At 33.1% G+C, this 15,923-nt stretch carries 14 protein-coding genes; 6 read left to right on the top strand and 8 right to left on the bottom strand.

The window, feature by feature from the left end; translation table 11 throughout:
• Positions 1-110 precede the first annotated feature (110 nt).
• From FEM21_RS15885 to FEM21_RS15905, 5 genes are all read right to left on the bottom strand, one after another.
• Positions 111-818 (bottom strand): hypothetical protein, encoded by a 708-nt coding sequence (locus FEM21_RS15885; RefSeq protein WP_035662662.1) that lies wholly within the window; start codon positions 816-818, stop codon positions 111-113.
• Positions 819-898: 80 nt separating this feature from the next.
• Positions 899-2,728, bottom strand: a complete 1,830-nt coding sequence (locus FEM21_RS15890; RefSeq protein WP_035662664.1) for an ABC transporter ATP-binding protein — start codon at positions 2,726-2,728, stop codon at positions 899-901.
• The gene (locus FEM21_RS15895) at positions 2,728-4,455 is read right to left on the bottom strand and encodes a phospho-sugar mutase (protein ID WP_035662666.1); all 1,728 of its coding nucleotides are present in this window, start codon (positions 4,453-4,455) and stop codon (positions 2,728-2,730) included. The genes FEM21_RS15890 and FEM21_RS15895 overlap by 1 nt, the downstream gene beginning before the upstream one ends.
• Positions 4,456-4,487: 32 nt before the next feature.
• A complete protein-coding gene (locus FEM21_RS15900; RefSeq protein ID WP_035662668.1) occupies positions 4,488-5,453 on the bottom strand; it encodes a glycosyltransferase family 2 protein in 966 nt (321 codons plus the stop codon).
• Positions 5,454-5,459: 6 nt separating this feature from the next.
• A complete protein-coding gene (locus FEM21_RS15905; RefSeq protein ID WP_035662669.1) occupies positions 5,460-5,993 on the bottom strand; it encodes a DUF4199 domain-containing protein in 534 nt (177 codons plus the stop codon).
• Between the two features lie 213 nt (positions 5,994-6,206).
• On the opposite strand from FEM21_RS15905, the gene FEM21_RS15910 reads away from it, so the two are divergent.
• The 3 genes from FEM21_RS15910 (at position 6,207) to FEM21_RS15920 (ending at position 9,605) form a co-directional block, all read left to right on the top strand.
• Positions 6,207-6,458, top strand: coding sequence for a type B 50S ribosomal protein L31 (locus tag FEM21_RS15910; RefSeq protein WP_035662670.1), 252 nt, complete (start codon positions 6,207-6,209; stop codon positions 6,456-6,458).
• Positions 6,459-6,584: 126 nt separating this feature from the next.
• Positions 6,585-7,760 carry a GlmU family protein gene (locus tag FEM21_RS15915; RefSeq protein ID WP_035662671.1) on the top strand — a complete coding sequence of 392 codons (1,176 nt, stop codon included), beginning with the start codon at positions 6,585-6,587 and terminating at the stop codon, positions 7,758-7,760.
• Positions 7,761-7,970: 210 nt separating this feature from the next.
• On the top strand, positions 7,971-9,605 hold the full coding sequence (locus FEM21_RS15920) for an ABC-F family ATP-binding cassette domain-containing protein (protein ID WP_035662672.1): 1,635 nt from the start codon (positions 7,971-7,973) through the stop codon (positions 9,603-9,605).
• Between the two features lie 64 nt (positions 9,606-9,669).
• Here the strand turns inward: FEM21_RS15920 and FEM21_RS15925 are convergent, their stop codons facing one another.
• Together FEM21_RS15925 and FEM21_RS15930 are read right to left on the bottom strand one after the other, a co-directional pair.
• The gene (locus tag FEM21_RS15925; RefSeq protein WP_035662680.1) at positions 9,670-9,954 is read right to left on the bottom strand and encodes a GNAT family N-acetyltransferase; all 285 of its coding nucleotides are present in this window, start codon (positions 9,952-9,954) and stop codon (positions 9,670-9,672) included.
• A 23-nt stretch (positions 9,955-9,977) separates the two neighbouring features.
• Positions 9,978-10,883 (bottom strand): SH3 domain-containing protein, encoded by a 906-nt coding sequence (locus tag FEM21_RS15930; RefSeq protein ID WP_035662674.1) that lies wholly within the window; start codon positions 10,881-10,883, stop codon positions 9,978-9,980.
• Between the two features lie 104 nt (positions 10,884-10,987).
• Between FEM21_RS15930 and FEM21_RS15935 the strand changes: the two genes are divergently transcribed.
• Positions 10,988-11,671, top strand: a complete 684-nt coding sequence (locus FEM21_RS15935) for an alpha/beta fold hydrolase (protein WP_035662682.1) — start codon at positions 10,988-10,990, stop codon at positions 11,669-11,671.
• Between the two features lie 115 nt (positions 11,672-11,786).
• On the opposite strand, the gene FEM21_RS15940 is transcribed toward FEM21_RS15935, so the two are convergent.
• A complete protein-coding gene (locus FEM21_RS15940) occupies positions 11,787-12,302 on the bottom strand; it encodes a hypothetical protein (RefSeq protein WP_035662677.1) in 516 nt (171 codons plus the stop codon).
• A gap of 169 nt (positions 12,303-12,471) precedes the next feature.
• On the opposite strand from FEM21_RS15940, the gene rpmH reads away from it, so the two are divergent.
• Together rpmH and carB are read left to right on the top strand one after the other, a co-directional pair.
• On the top strand, positions 12,472-12,633 hold the full coding sequence (gene rpmH / locus FEM21_RS15945) for a 50S ribosomal protein L34 (RefSeq protein ID WP_008464848.1): 162 nt from the start codon (positions 12,472-12,474) through the stop codon (positions 12,631-12,633).
• A 164-nt stretch (positions 12,634-12,797) separates the two neighbouring features.
• Complete coding sequence (gene carB / locus FEM21_RS15950; RefSeq protein ID WP_035662679.1) at positions 12,798-15,653, top strand: carbamoyl-phosphate synthase large subunit; 2,856 nt, start codon at positions 12,798-12,800, stop codon at positions 15,651-15,653.
• Positions 15,654-15,923 lie beyond the last annotated feature (270 nt).

Raw genomic sequence — 15,923 nt, forward strand, 5'->3', positions numbered from 1 at the left:
ATTTTTAAATGTCTTTTTTATATAATCGATTATAACGAAGTACCCTTTGTGCTTCCTATGTTTAGCAAGAAAAAAACTTAGTATCTTAGTGTCTTAGCAACTTAAAAAATCTAAATCAAGATATCACTTTCTAAATCGGATTTTTCAATGGTGAAATCAAATCCTAGTTGTTTTACTAATTCGATTACTAAGTTTTTGTACCAATTTTCAGATTTAGGATGAATGTAGATTTTTTCAATTAATTGATTAATATCAACACTAATTTTTAATCCTTCATTAAGTTTTGTATTGTTTTCGCTGTCGGAAACATCAGTAATAATTCGAACTTCACGTTCGTACTGAAAACTTTTTCGTTTGAATAGAAAAGGAAAGAACAAATCGTCAAAAGGAATGTATTCTTTTTTGTAATCGATGTAATTTACTTCGCCAATATATTGTTTGAAATTATTTTCAGGCTGCAGTGCTTTTTGTAATCTTCCAATGGTAGACTGAATAGCTAAACCTTCGCTGTTTTGAGTAAAAATTTGCCACATCGCAAAAGATTCGTATTCATTAATATGCCAGCTGCTAATGGCTACTTTTTCCCGATGTGTTTTGTAATAATTGATAAAATCAGGATTGTCAATCGCTAATTTCTTGATTTCTTCGTATGTAGGTTCGCTAAAAGTACCTTCGTATTGATCTTCAAATTTGTCTGAACGCGACATGAATAACTTTTGCGAAAGCAATAAATCTAAAAACTTTGATAAATCTAAATATTTCCAAACAATCGTTTCGGTATCTTCTGGAAGTTTAATATTCGAATTATGATGGTACATTGTTTTTAGATTTAAAAGGTTTTATAAAGGTATTACTCGTTTTTTGAATCTAAAATAAAGTGACATTAAATTACGATTATTTATTCGAATGACTGCATCATTACGAGTTTATTATAAGCGCCATCCAAAGCAATTAATTGATCATGTGTTCCTTGTTCGACAATTTTTCCTTTTTTCATCACAATAATGGTATCTGCTTTTTGAATGGTGGAAAGACGGTGCGCAATTACAATCGAAGTTCGGTTTTGCATCATGTTTTCTAGCGCAACTTGCACAAATTTTTCGCTTTCGGTATCTAATGCCGAAGTCGCTTCATCCAAAATCATAATTGGAGGATTTTTCAAAACAGCACGAGCAATAGACAAGCGTTGTTTTTGTCCACCTGAAAGTTTATTTCCACTGTCGCCTACATTAGTATAAATGCCTTCCGGTAAATCTTTTATAAATTCATAAGCATTGGCAATTTTTAAAGCTTCAATAACCTCTTCGTCTGTGGCATCTGGTTTTCCTAAAGCAATGTTGGCTTTTATGGTGTCGTTAAATAAAACGGAATCCTGAGTAACGAGTCCTATTAAACTTCTTAAAGATTTTAATTTAATGTCTTTGATGTCAAGGTCGTCCATCGTGATTTTACCTTCGTTGACATCATAAAAACGAGTCAGTAAATTAGCAATAGTACTTTTTCCGGAACCCGATTGTCCCACTAAAGCAACTGTTTTTCCTTTTGGGATTTCCAGTGTAAAGTTGTCAAGAACATTCTCTTTTTTGTATCTGAAATTAATGTTTTCTAGTTTAATAGAGTGGGTGAAAGTATCTTTATCTACTGCATTGGTCTTGTCAGTAATAGTGTTTTCCTGTTCCATTAATGTGAATACTCTTTCGGCAGCTGCTAATCCTGATTTTACCTGATAAGAAGCTTTAGAAACCGCTTTGGCAGGAGTTAAAATAGTGTAAGCAAGAGCAATATAAGTAATAAAAGTCGCCGAAGTGATAGATTGGTCTTCAACAACTAATTGTGCACCAAACCATAACAGAACTGCAATAGTCACAATTCCTAAGAACTCACTCATAGGAGAAGCTAAGTTATTTTTGTTGCCGATGCTGTTAGAAAGGTGTAAAAGACGATTGATAGAATTGTTGAATTTTTCGATAAATGATTCTTCTGCATTATAGCCTTTCACCACTTTTAAGCCGCCCAGAGTTTCGTCTAAAACAGAAATAAAAATACCATTTTCGTTTTGAGCCTTTATCGATTTAGCTTTCAGATTTTTTCCAATTTTAGAAATAATGAATCCTGCAACCGGAATGAATACTAAAACAAATAGAGAAAGTTTTGGACTGATAATAAACATCGTTACAATAGAAAAAATAATAGTCAAAGGTTCTCTGACTATCAATTCTAAAATTTGAAAAAAAGAATTTTGAACGTCATTAATATCACCTAACATACGAGCCATTACATCTCCTTTTTTTTTCTCAGAATAGTAAGATATAGGTAGATTGATGATTGTTGTGTATAGTTTTTTTCTTAAATCTCTAAGAACACCGTTTCTTAAACGGGTAACGTGGTAAGAAGCAAAATAATTGGTTATGTTTTTTAAAAAAGCTGTTATAATGATAATTGAAATCACAAAAAGCAACATGATTTTAAAACCGTAAACGTCGGTTAGTGTTGTCATTTTGTAATTCAGGAAATCTCCAGTATATTTTTTAATGCTTCCAATTCCTTCGTATTGGGGCTCTTTGTATAGTTTTTGATCAATTCCAAAAAGCACATTTAAAGTAGGTATCATTGATACCATCAGCAGAGTTGAAAATAGTGCATAAAATATATTAAAAAACACATTTAAATAAATGTGTTTTTTATAATTTGCAACAAAAGGAAAAAGTTTTTTTATGTTGATATCCATTATTTTAATTGCATTGCAGTAATAATGTTTTTAATTTTTTCGTCTAAGATATTTTCTACTTCGTTGAAATTTTCAACTGAATCCAGTTCTGTATTTACACTGATGTAGAACTTAATTTTAGGTTCAGTTCCACTTGGTCTGGCACAAATTTTAGAACCGTCTTCAGTATAATAAATCAATACATTAGATTTAGGCATGTCGATCGCTAATTCTTCGCCATCCAATAAGTTTTTAGCAATTGAAGATTGGTAATCTTCCACCATAACTACACGTTGCCCGTTGATTTCTTTTAATGGATTTTCTCTCAGGTCAATCATCATTTGGTTGATTTCCTGTAGACCTTCAATTCCTTTTTTAGTTAACGAAACTAAATATTCTTTGTATAATCCGTGTTCTACGTATAGTTTTAATAATTCTTTGTAAACGGTGCTTCCGTTAGCTTTGGCCTGAGCGGCCACTTCGCAAATTAATAGTGTAGCTGCAACCGCATCTTTATCACGAACTGCATCGCCTACCATGTATCCAAAACTTTCTTCTCCACCGCCAATGAATTCCAATTCCGGGAAATCCTTAATCATTTTGGCAATCCATTTGAAACCAGTCAAACCTACTTTGAAGCCAACTTCATAAGCCGAAGCCAGTTCCATAATCATAGGAGTAGAAACAATTGTTGATCCTACAAATTGTTTTCCGTTGATTTTACCTGCTTTTTTCCATTTCTCTAATAAAAAGGCAGTCATTAAAATCATGGTTTGATTTCCGTTTAATAAAGTCATTTCGCCTTCGTTATTTCGAACAGCAATCCCTAAACGGTCACAATCAGGATCAGTACCAATAACGATATCAGCATTTGTTTTATCGGCAAGAGCTAATGCTAAAGTCAAAGCTTCCGGTTCTTCCGGGTTTGGCGATTTTACCGTAGGGAAATCACCATTAGGAACTCTTTGTTCTTCAACAATGTGAACATTTTTATAGCCCGCTTGTGCAAAAGTTTCAGGAACAGCAGTAATCGAAGTTCCGTGTAAAGAAGTGAAAACAATGTTTAGATTGTCTTTTGCTTCAGCAGGAGTGTCAAAACTGGCGTTTTCTATAGTTGATTTGATGAAAGCCTGATCAACATCTTTGTCGATATACTGAATCAAATCTTCGTTGGCGTCAAATTTGATTTCGTTATAATTTAATTTTTCGATAGCATTAATTATGGCTCCGTCCTGAGGAGGAACAATTTGTCCGCCATCTTCCCAATACACTTTGTAACCATTGTATTCCGGTGGATTATGAGAAGCAGTAAGAACAATTCCGCATTGACAGCCTAAATGTTTCAATGCAAAAGATAATTCCGGTGTTGGTCTTAAATCTGAAAATAAATAGACCTGAATTCCATTAGCCGAGAAAACATCAGCAACTACTTTAGCTAATGATTTACTGTTATGACGGCAATCAAAAGCAATAACCGCTTTTATAGGTTGGTTAGGAAAAACAGATTTCAAATAATTTGAAAGTCCCTGTGTGCTTTTTCCAAGCGTGTATTTGTTAATTCGGTTGTTTCCAACGCCCATGATACCACGCATTCCTCCAGTTCCAAATTCTAAGTTTTTATAAAAACTTTCTTCAAGTTCTTTAGGAGAAGTTGTAATTAAATTTTGAAGTTCTTCCTGAGTAGCTGCATCAAATATTGGACTTTGCCATTCGTTAACTGCATCTAATATATGTTGTTTAATTTCCATATTTTAGTATTTATAGTTTTATGTTGGTGTTTTTAGTTTTGCAAAAAATTAATTTCGTTGGCAATTTTATAGCGTTCCTCGTTATTTTTAGTACGTAAAATAATTTCGCCTAAAAATCCGGCTAAAAATAGTTGTGTACCTAATATCATTGTGGTTAATGCAATGTAAAACCAGGGATTATTAGTCACTAAGCTATAGCGCATGTTGTTGTACATGTGGTATAATTTAGAAACACCAATATATCCTGCCAGTAAAAAACCAATGACGAACATAAGGGAACCAATTGCACCAAATAAGTGCATAGGTCTTTTTCCAAATCGGGATAAGAACCAAATTGTGATTAAATCAAGGAAACCGTTAATGAAACGTTCCATACCAAATTTAGTCTCGCCGTATTTTCTAGCCTGATGCTGTACTACTTTTTCACCAATTTTTCCAAATCCGGCATTTTTTGCCAAAACAGGAATATAACGGTGCATTTCGCCTGAAACTTCAATGTTTTTTACGACTACATTTCGGTAGGCTTTTAATCCGCAGTTAAAATCATTCAATTCTACTCCCGAAGTTTTTCTGGCAGCCCAGTTAAATAACTTAGAAGGAAGATTTTTAGCCACAACCGAGTCATAACGTTTCTTTTTCCATCCTGAAACCAAATCAAAATTTTGATTGGTAATCATTTCATATAATCCGGGAATTTCTTCAGGACTGTCTTGTAAATCAGCATCCATTGTAATAATGACATCGCCCTGAGCTTTGGCAAAACCAGCGTGCAAAGCCTGTGATTTACCAAAATTCTTCATAAATCGAATTCCTTTTACGTGGGTGTTTTCGGCAGCAAATCCCTGAATGATTGACCATGATTTATCAGAACTTCCGTCATCAAGAAATATGATTTCGTACGAATAACGGTTTTCCTGCATTACCTTAATAATCCAGGTATACAGTTCTTTAAGAGATTCTTCTTCGTTAAGAAGTGGTATTAATATAGATAGATTCATCGATTTTTATTCTTGTGATGAGGGTTTGCTTTTGAAAAAAGCAGCCAAAATTAAACCAAAAATGGTACAGAAAACAATATTAGATAAAGAGCCTTTTAAAAGTCCCAAAACTGAGAATTGGTCATTTTCTTTTAAATCTGCAATTGCTTTATTGATTCCTTCAGCCGGAGCATTGAATTTTTCCATTGCCGAAATCATAAATTTTATTGTCAACTCTTTGATTGTATCTTTGGCAGCAGGATCAATAACATTGAATAATATAATATTGAAAAGAACAGAAATTACAATCCCAATTAAAGCTGAAATAAAATAAGTAGTAAACGCATCTTTGAAAGTAAAAACACCTTGAAATTCTTTTTTAGTTTTTACTAATAATACAATTGCAATGATTAAATACAAGCCTAGGTTGAAAAAACCAACCCAAGGTGAAGTGAATAAATTTAAATCAATAGTGTAGATTAAAGTAGTGATTAAAACAGAAGTTAAACCAGTTATAAATCCAAAAGTAATTCCGTTTTTTTTGATGGTTTCATGAATCATCGTGCTGTGTTTTCAATTAAGGAACAAATATAGTAATTCTGTTTTTAGGTATTTATATAAAAAAAAGAAATAAAGATTTGTTTATTGAAAAATAATTGTATTTTTGCATCCTCAAAATAATTTATAATAAAAAGTTATAATTAGTTTATACCTTTTCTGTTAAACGAAAAGCTTCAAAATGAGTTATAACCAAACAAATAAAAAAGATTCAAGATGAAAAAAGGTGTACACCCAGAAAATTACAGATTAGTTGCTTTTAAAGACATGTCAAATGACGACGTTTTTATCACTAAATCTACTGCAGATACTAAAGAGACAATTACAGTTGACGGTGTTGAATACCCAGTTGTAAAAATGGAGATCTCTAGAACTTCTCACCCTTTTTACACTGGTAAATCTAAACTTATCGATACTGCAGGACGTATTGATAAATTCAAAACTAAATACGCTAAACACATTAAATAATTTTAATTTGTTTTTAAATAAATTAAGCCTTCCGTTTGGGAGGCTTTTTTATTTTTATCTTTTTGAAAACTTTGTAACTTTGGCTCAAATTTTAAGAAAATACGCCATTAATAAATAGACAACTTTATGAATTATATACTTTTTGACGGACCAGCTCGTAATGCATTATTGCCATTTACTTTTACCCGTCCGGTAGCGGATATTCTTATTGGAATTCTGACTATTCGTCAAAAATGGGAAAAATATTTAGGTTCAACAATTACAACTTTGACTGAGGAATATTTGTCTGAAAAATACCCAATGGTGGAATTAGAAGAAAACGTAATGATTTGTGCTTCTTTTTTACCTAACGGAGTTTTAGCTGAAATGGTTTCGAATTTAGAACCGAATCAGGCTATCTTTAAAGGAGAAGAAGTAATTGCTTTTTATACCAATGACAGTCAGGAAGAAGTTGATTTTGATAATTATGAAATTATTGAATTTACAGAAGATTGTCTGACGGTAACAAACACCTGGGATATTTTTTCAAAAAATACTGCCGCTATTCGTGAAGATTTCGAATTTTTAACTGAAGACAGAAAATCACAGCCAATTCCAAAAAGTGTAAATGTAATTGCACCGGAAAATATTTTTATTGAAGAAGGAGCACAATTGGAATTTGTGACTCTAAATGCGTCAACGGGACCTATTTATATTGGAAAAGATACTTTAATTATGGAAGGATCTTTAATTCGAGGGCCTTTTGCTTTGTGTGAAGGTGCTGTGGTTAAGTTAGGAGCTAAGGTTTATGGGGCGACAACTGTGGGACCGTATTCTAAAATTGGTGGAGAAATCAATAATTCGGTATTATTTGCCTGTTCGAGTAAAGGACATGACGGATTTTTAGGAAATTCGGTTTTGGGCGAATGGTGTAATATTGGTGCTGATAGTAATAATTCGAATTTGAAAAACAATTACGAAGAAGTGAAATTGTGGAGCTATGAAAAAGAAGGTTTTGCTAAAACAGGATTGCAGTTTTGCGGTTTAATGATGGGCGATCACAGTAAATGCGGAATCAATACGATGTTTAACACGGGAACGGTGGTAGGAGTGAGTTCAAATATTTTCGGAAGCGGATTTCCTCGTAATTTTGTTCCAAGTTTTTCTTGGGGTGGAGCAGCCGGTTTTTCTACTTATATTACTAAAAAAGCTTTTGAAACTGCTAAATTAGTTATGGCGAGACGAAACACGGAATTTGATGAAAAGGAAGCAGCGATTTTAGAACATGTTTTTGAGTTGACTAAGAAGTGGCGAAAGGATTGATTGACTATTTAATCAATGTGAAAATTAAATAATTTTTAGAAACCCGATAGTTTTTTTAAGCTCTCGGGTTTTATTTTATGATGAGTTTTAGCATTATCAAATTGTACATTTTCTAATTGACTAATTATTTAATTAAGCTATCTTTGCGCTTTTAAAATTATTGAGGACGGAAACTTCTAACTTCCAGCCTCTAACTTCTAACTTCAAACAATGATTACAATTAATGATATATCCGTTCAATTTGGCGGAACAACTTTGTTTAGCGATGTTTCTTTTGCTATCAATGAAAATGATAAAATTGCCCTTATGGGTAAAAATGGTGCAGGAAAATCAACTTTGCTAAAAATTATCGCAGGGAATTCTAAGCCTTCTACAGGTAGTATTTCTGCTCCAAAAGAAGCGGTTATTGCTTATTTGCCGCAGCATTTATTGACTGAAGACGGGGCTACTGTTATGGAAGAAGCGTCTAAGGCTTTTTCTGAAATATTTAAAATGAAAGCCGAAATAGATGAAATCAATGAGCAGTTAACTGTTCGTACTGATTATGAAAGTGATGAGTATATGAAATTAATCGAGCGAGTTTCGGATTTAAGTGAGAAGTTTTATGCTATCGAGGAGGTGAATTACGAGGCTGAGGTAGAGAAAATCTTGAAAGGATTAGGTTTTGTAAGCGAGGATTTTACGCGTCAGACATCTGAGTTTTCAGGAGGATGGAGAATGCGAATCGAGTTGGCTAAAATCTTATTACGCAAACCTGATTTGATTTTGCTGGATGAGCCAACAAACCACATGGATATTGAGAGTATTCAATGGTTAGAAGATTTCCTGATTAATTCGGCTAAGGCGGTTGTGGTGATTTCTCACGACAGGGCTTTTGTTGATAATATTACTAATCGTACGATTGAGGTGACAATGGGAAGAATTTACGATTATAAAGCAAAATATTCTCATTATTTAGAATTGCGTAAAGACCGTAGAATTCATCAGCAAAAAGCATACGATGAACAGCAAAAAATGATAGCTGATAACCGTGCGTTCATCGAACGCTTTAAAGGAACTTTTTCTAAAACCGATGCGGTGCAATCACGTGTTCGTATGTTAGAAAAACTGGAAATTGTTCAGGTGGATGAGGTAGATACTTCAGCATTGCGATTGAAGTTTCCGCCTGCGGCACGTTCAGGACAATATCCGGTTATTGTTAAGGAAATGTCTAAAACTTACGGAGATCACGTAGTTTTTAAGGATGCAAATATTGTTATCGAAAGAGGGCAAAAAGTAGCTTTCGTAGGTAAAAATGGTGAAGGTAAGTCTACGATGATTAAGGCTATCATGAAAGAAATTGGTATTGATAGCGGAAGTGTAGAAGTAGGACATAATGCTCAAATTGGGTATTTTGCTCAAAATCAGGCTTCGCTGTTAGATGAAAATGCTACTATTTTTGAAACAATTGATAGTATTGCTGTTGGAGATATTCGTACCCAAATCAAAAACATCTTGGGAGCATTTATGTTTCAGGGTGATGATATTACTAAGAAGGTAAAAGTACTTTCAGGAGGTGAAAAAACACGTTTGGCAATGATTAAGTTGTTGTTAGAACCGGTAAACTTATTGATTCTGGATGAGCCTTCGAATCACCTGGATATGAAAACTAAAGATATTATTAAAGATGCGTTACGTGATTTTGACGGAACTTTAATTCTGGTTTCTCACGACCGTGATTTCCTTGATGGATTAGCAACTAAGGTTTTCGAATTTGGAAACAAAAGAGTAGTAGAGCATTTTGAAGATATTACCGGTTTCCTTGCTCATAAGAAAATGGATAGTATGAAAGAAATTGAAAAATAATTTCGTTCATAATAATTTTAATGGAGGCATAAGTTAATTCTTGTGCCTTTTTATTTTCGAAAAATTAAATTCTGATTCCGGGAGGAAGTAATTCTTTGTAAACAGGATTCTTTTTGAAAAACTGTACGATTTTAGGGAGAATAGGAACTGCTTTTTGTTTTCTTTCGCTTATAATTTCTAAAATTTCTTTTAGAAAATCAGAGATAAAGGCTTCGTTGTCGAATGCGTCAGGAAGATTAATCTTTGTTAAAAATATTTTTTTCTCCTGTAATTGATATTCAACGCTCACTAATCCTTTTTCTGTTATAGTTTCAAATTGTCTGGCAAACAGATTGTCTTTAATGTCTATTTTAGATTCCATAATTTATAAATTTAGTCTTTTTCGATGTACTTTTTTATTTTTGATTTACTGATAAAACTGGCTTTTTCTCCGTTCCATTTGTAGGTTTCGCTCCACTCAGAAACATTAAAAGAGTAGTATTCTTTACTTTCGTTATTGCCTTCAGCTTGTTTTACTTTTTTGATAATCAAATCAGGTTTTCCACCGCTTTCTTTTGGGAAAATAAAATTTTCATAATAATAATAAATACCTGCATCTCCAACAGAATATTTTTCTGGGAGTTCAAGGAATTTTTTATTGTCCCAACCAAAATAATAATACAAAGAAGGAATTCCGCAGGCTTGACCACTAAAACTGATTCGATAAATTTCTGAAATGTTTTTTAAACCCAGTCCGCCAATTGTTTTGTCTTCAAAATAATAGCTATCAGTGATATTTTTTTGAATTGTTTTTTGGTATAGTAAATTATTGTCCTGGTCTAAAATTTTAGCTGAAATCGAAAACATTTCCTGCTCGAAGTTGTTTTTTGTTATGGTTTCTATCTTGTCAATCGTTGTTAAAAAAGTGTTTTGTTTATTTTTTTGAAATCCCAAAGCCAGAAAACCTTTCCATAAAAATCCTGTTTGAGTTTCTCCGCTTTTGTTTGTGTATTGAATTTGAATCCAGGAAACATTTATTCCTTTTATTTTCAATTTGTTTTCTGTTGATTTTAGGATTAAAACTTCTTTTCCCATTTGTAAAGAATCGAGAAGTTTTGCATTTATTGATGGTGCATTCCTGATATAGCAGTTTTTTACTCCAATTATTGCGTTATTGTTTTCTCTTTCAATCCAGTAACTGTCATGTGTAAGTTCGTTTTGTGCAAAAGAACAAGTACTAAAAAGAATTAAAAATAGTACAGTTAATTTATGAGTATGTGTAATTTTGGAAAAAAGCATTAGTTAGAATTAATTAGATTAATGTAAAATTAGCGTTTTTTAAATTTAAAATCTTATAAATTTACAAATTCCAAATCTGGTAAAACTGGATGATGACTATAAAAATGAATAAAATTCCTATTTATTTTATGCCTGGATTAGCAGCAAATCCGTTGATTTTTTCAAAAATCAAACTGGATGAAGCGTTGTTTGAGGTTTTTTATTTAGAATGGGAAATTCCTAATGCTAAAGAATCTTTGAATGATTATGCTAAACGAATTGCTCTAAATATTAAGGAAGAAAATCCGGTTTTGATAGGAGTTTCTTTTGGGGGAATTTTGGTTCAGGAGATAGCAAAACATATTTCGGTTAGGAAACTAATCATAATTTCGAGTTTAAAAACGGATTTAGAATTTCCAAGACGTTTGAAGCTTATAAAAATAACAAGACTTTATAAGTTGGTGCCAATTGGTTTGCTTTTAAAATTTATAAAGTTAATCGAATTGGTTTCGGGTGAGAAAATGAAACAGAGAATGCAGCTGTATGAAAAATTTCTTTCGGTGCGGGACAGCCGTTATTTAAAATGGGCTTTTGATAAAGTTTTGTTATGGAATTGTACTGAAATTAATGAAGATCTAATTCATATTCACGGCGATAAAGACCAAATGTTTCCTGTGAAAAATATCAAAAACTGTATTGTGGTAGAAGGAGGGACGCATGTAATGGTTTTTACCAAATACCGATGGTTTAATGCTAATTTGGCTAACATTATTCTTGAGGGAAATTCCAATCCCGAAGCTTCGGGATAAATTCCAAATACCAATTTATGGAAATTGACAAATGAGATTGCTTCGTGTCTAGCAATAAAAAAATCCCAAACTCTTTTGAAATTTGGGATTTTAAAAATATTGAAATTTAAAATCGTTAGATTTTTTTCATTTGCTCTTTCATCATCGTGATTTGCTCTTTCAGCATATTTTGCTTGTCAAGTTTTTTTACTTCGCTGATTAAATTAGTAGCTTCTAGTTTTCTTCTTCTTGACAAGGCAATTCCGGCAAGGTTTAATTTGGCTACAGCCAAATCCATATCCATAGATAATCCTAATTCAATCGCTTTTTTGAAATATTTCTCAGACTGATTAATATTTGTTTGAGAAAGCATGATTCCGTGAAGGTAATTAAAGTATCCTTCCTGTTTTTTTACTAATGCTGATGATGGATTTTTAATGTAAGAAAGCCATTTTTGAGCGCCTTCAAAATCTTGTTTTCTTAGTTTTAAAAAAGCTAATAAGATAAATTCATTTCTATAATAAAGGAAAACAGGGATTATTGTAAGTAATAATAAGAAAATTCCATTTCCTATATTGTTTTCTGTAAATTGCCAAATGCTGGCGATTACAATAAGTCCAGCGATGATAAGTTTGATATTTTTGTTTAACATGATTGGGTTTTAATTTGTGATTGCAAAGATAGTAAAAGGAATTAAAAATATTTTTATAAAACTTCTTGCCAGAAAAAAAAGTCTTTGTATATTTGCACTCGGTTTTGGAATAAGGACTATCCGACCAAATAAAAGACACATATAAATAAGATTTTAAAGATACAAAGCAATGAGCAAAAGAACGTTTCAACCATCGAAAAGAAAAAGAAGAAATAAACACGGATTTATGGACAGAATGGCTTCTGCTAATGGAAGAAAAGTTCTTGCGCGTAGAAGAGCTAAAGGAAGACATAAATTAACTGTTTCTAGCGAGCCTAGACACAAAAAATAATGTTTGTATAAACATAAATAAGGGCGTTACTTTTTTTAGTACCGCCTTTTTTTATACCTTGTCAAAAATAAAACTCAAACTTAAGATTTTTAGTGAGTTGCATCATTTTAAATGTACAGAATTGAGAAATAAAAAAAACTTGAAAAAACAATAATTACATCATAATGCCAAAAGACACTTCCATAAAATCAGTTTTAATTATAGGTTCAGGTCCTATTGTTATTGGTCAAGCTTGCGAATTTGATTACGCAGGATCGCAATCAGCACGTTCAATGCGTGAAGAAGGAATCGAGGTTATCCTTATCAATTCGAACCCTGCTACAATTATGACCGACCCTTCTATGGCGGATCATATTTATTTAAAGCCTTTAACAACTAAATCGATTATTGAAATCTTAAAAGAACATCCACAAATTGATGCTGTATTGCCTACAATGGGAGGACAAACGGCTTTGAACTTGTGTTTAGAGGCTGAAGAAAAAGGTATTTGGAAAGATTTTGGAGTAAAATTGATAGGTGTTGACGTAAATGCCATCAATATTACTGAAGACAGAGACCAATTTAAAGCACTTCTTAAGAAAATTAATGTACCTACAGCTCCGGCTGAAATTTGTACTTCATATTTAAGAGGAAAAGAAATTGCTCAGGAATTTGGATTTCCATTAGTAATTCGTCCATCATTTACACTTGGTGGAACTGGAGCAGCTATCGTTTACAAGCCGGAAGATTTTGACAGATTGTTAACTGCCGGTCTTGAGGCGTCTCCAATTCACGAAGTACTTATCGATAAGGCTTTGATGGGATGGAAAGAATACGAATTAGAGCTTTTAAGAGATAAAAATGATAATGTTGTAATTATTTGTTCTATCGAAAATATGGACCCAATGGGAATCCATACCGGAGATTCGATTACTGTGGCACCAGCCATGACATTATCAGACACCACTTTCCAAAAATTACGTGATTATGCTATCCTAATGATGCGTAGTATTGGAAACTTTGCAGGAGGCTGTAACGTACAGTTTGCGGTTTCTCCAGACGAAAAAGAAGATATCGTAGCTATCGAAATCAACCCTCGTGTATCTCGTTCTTCTGCCTTGGCTTCAAAAGCTACAGGTTATCCAATTGCTAAAATTGCTACAAAATTAGCTTTAGGATACAACTTAGATGAATTACAAAACCAAATTACAAAATCTACTTCGGCTTTATTCGAACCGACTTTAGATTATGTAATCGTGAAAATACCACGTTGGAACTTTGATAAATTTGAAGGATCTGACAGAACTTTAGGTCTTCAAATGAAGTCAGTAGGTGAGGTAATGGGTATTGGACGTTCGTTCCAGGAAGCCTTACACAAAGCTACTCAATCATTAGAAATTAAACGAAATGGTTTAGGTGCTGACGGAAAAGGATATAGCAATTATGAGCAAATTATCGAAAAACTAACTTATGCAAGTTGGGATCGTGTATTTGTAATTTATGATGCTATCGCGATGGGAATTCCTTTGAGCAGAATTCATGAAATTACTAAAATCGATATGTGGTTCTTGAAACAATACGAAGAATTACATACGCTTGAAAAAGAAATTGCTAAATATACAGTGGCTTCTTTACCAAAAGAATTGTTGCTTGAAGCAAAACAAAAAGGTTTTGCCGACAGACAAATTGCTCACATGATGAGCTGTTTAGAAAGCGAAGTGCATACATTACGTATGAACATGAACATCAACCGTGTATTTAAATTAGTAGATACTTGTGCGGCTGAGTTTAAAGCAAAAACACCATATTACTACTCAACTTTTGAAGCTGAAATTGAAAAAGCTGATGGAACACGTTATGTAGATAACGAAAGTATTGTAACAGAGAAAAAGAAAATCATTGTTTTAGGTTCAGGACCTAACCGTATTGGACAAGGAATTGAGTTTGATTATTCTTGTGTACACGGAGTTTTAGCTTCTAAAGAATGTGGTTACGAAACTATCATGATTAACTGTAATCCTGAAACTGTTTCGACTGACTTTGATACAGCTGATAAATTATACTTCGAGCCAGTATTCTGGGAACATATTTACGATATCATCCAACACGAAAAACCGGAAGGTGTTATCGTTCAGTTAGGTGGTCAGACAGCACTTAAATTGGCTGAAAAATTATCTAAATACGGTGTGAAAATCATCGGAACTAGCTTTGATGCACTAGATTTAGCGGAAGACAGAGGACGTTTCTCTGATTTATTGACTGAATTAAATATTCCTTTCCCTAAATTCGGAATTGCTGAAACTGCTGATGAAGCTTCGGCTTTAGCTGACCAGCTGGATTTCCCATTATTGATTCGTCCTTCTTATGTATTAGGAGGTCAGGGAATGAAAATTGTAATCAACAAACAAGAATTAGAAGAGCACGTAGTGAACCTGCTAAAAACAATTCCAGGGAACAAATTATTGTTAGATCACTACCTTGATGGTGCGATTGAAGCAGAAGCAGATGCTATTTGTGATGCTGATGGTAATGTGTACATCATCGGAATTATGGAGCACATTGAACCTTGCGGAGTGCACTCTGGAGATTCAAATGCTACCTTGCCTCCTTTTAACTTAGGAGAGTTTGTAATGCAACAAATTAAAGATCATACACAAAAAATCGCTGTAGCTTTAAAAACAGTTGGTTTAATCAATATCCAGTTTGCAATTAAAGATGATACGGTTTATATTATCGAAGCTAATCCAAGAGCTTCACGTACGGTTCCGTTTATCGCTAAAGCTTACGGAGAGCCTTATGTAAACTATGCTACTAAAGTAATGTTAGGACACAATAAAGTAACTGACTTTGATTTTAATCCAAAATTAAACGGATATGCAATCAAACAACCGGTATTCTCTTTCAGTAAATTCCCGAATGTAAACAAAGCTTTAGGACCTGAAATGAAATCAACAGGAGAAAGCATCTTGTTTATTGATGACTTAAAAGACGATCAATTCTACGAATTGTACTCTAGAAGAAAAATGTATTTGAGTAAATAATCTCAGATTCTGAATATAGAAATAGGCTGTCCTACAAAGACAGCCTATTTTTTTTTGTTTTAAATTTTTGGAGCAGACATTCAATCTATTCAAGAAACTAAGTTCCTGCTGTTCGCTATATTTTATGTCGGCATAAAGCCTGCCTCCACAAGGATGCCGCTACCATCAGGGCTAGCTAGCACGATTATTTTTCATAATGAAAACCCAGCTAGTTTTGTCATCCTATGTTTGCACAAGGAAAGTTCTTTGAATAATATGTAAATTTATTTT

Origin of the sequence: Flavobacterium seoulense (genome assembly GCF_000695795.1) — a bacterium.
Lineage (GTDB): Bacteria > Bacteroidota > Bacteroidia > Flavobacteriales > Flavobacteriaceae > Flavobacterium > Flavobacterium seoulense.

Excerpts from the sequence above, each read along its gene's own strand:
- FEM21_RS15890 (WP_035662664.1), bottom strand. The coding sequence starts at position 2,728 with ATGGATATCAACATAAAAAAACTTTTTCCTTTTGTTGCAAATTATAAA.
- FEM21_RS15920 (WP_035662672.1), top strand. The coding sequence starts at position 7,971 with ATGATTACAATTAATGATATATCCGTTCAATTTGGCGGAACAACTTTG.
- FEM21_RS15935 (WP_035662682.1), top strand. The coding sequence starts at position 10,988 with ATGAATAAAATTCCTATTTATTTTATGCCTGGATTAGCAGCAAATCCG.
- FEM21_RS15915 (WP_035662671.1), top strand. The coding sequence starts at position 6,585 with ATGAATTATATACTTTTTGACGGACCAGCTCGTAATGCATTATTGCCA.
- FEM21_RS15910 (WP_035662670.1), top strand. The coding sequence starts at position 6,207 with ATGAAAAAAGGTGTACACCCAGAAAATTACAGATTAGTTGCTTTTAAA.
- carB (WP_035662679.1), top strand. The coding sequence starts at position 12,798 with ATGCCAAAAGACACTTCCATAAAATCAGTTTTAATTATAGGTTCAGGT.
- FEM21_RS15900 (WP_035662668.1), bottom strand. The coding sequence starts at position 5,453 with ATGAATCTATCTATATTAATACCACTTCTTAACGAAGAAGAATCTCTT.
- FEM21_RS15930 (WP_035662674.1), bottom strand. The coding sequence starts at position 10,883 with ATGCTTTTTTCCAAAATTACACATACTCATAAATTAACTGTACTATTT.
- FEM21_RS15895 (WP_035662666.1), bottom strand. The coding sequence starts at position 4,455 with ATGGAAATTAAACAACATATATTAGATGCAGTTAACGAATGGCAAAGT.
- FEM21_RS15940 (WP_035662677.1), bottom strand. The coding sequence starts at position 12,302 with ATGTTAAACAAAAATATCAAACTTATCATCGCTGGACTTATTGTAATC.
- FEM21_RS15885 (WP_035662662.1), bottom strand. The coding sequence starts at position 818 with ATGTACCATCATAATTCGAATATTAAACTTCCAGAAGATACCGAAACG.
- rpmH (WP_008464848.1), top strand. The coding sequence starts at position 12,472 with ATGAGCAAAAGAACGTTTCAACCATCGAAAAGAAAAAGAAGAAATAAA.
- FEM21_RS15905 (WP_035662669.1), bottom strand. The coding sequence starts at position 5,993 with ATGATTCATGAAACCATCAAAAAAAACGGAATTACTTTTGGATTTATA.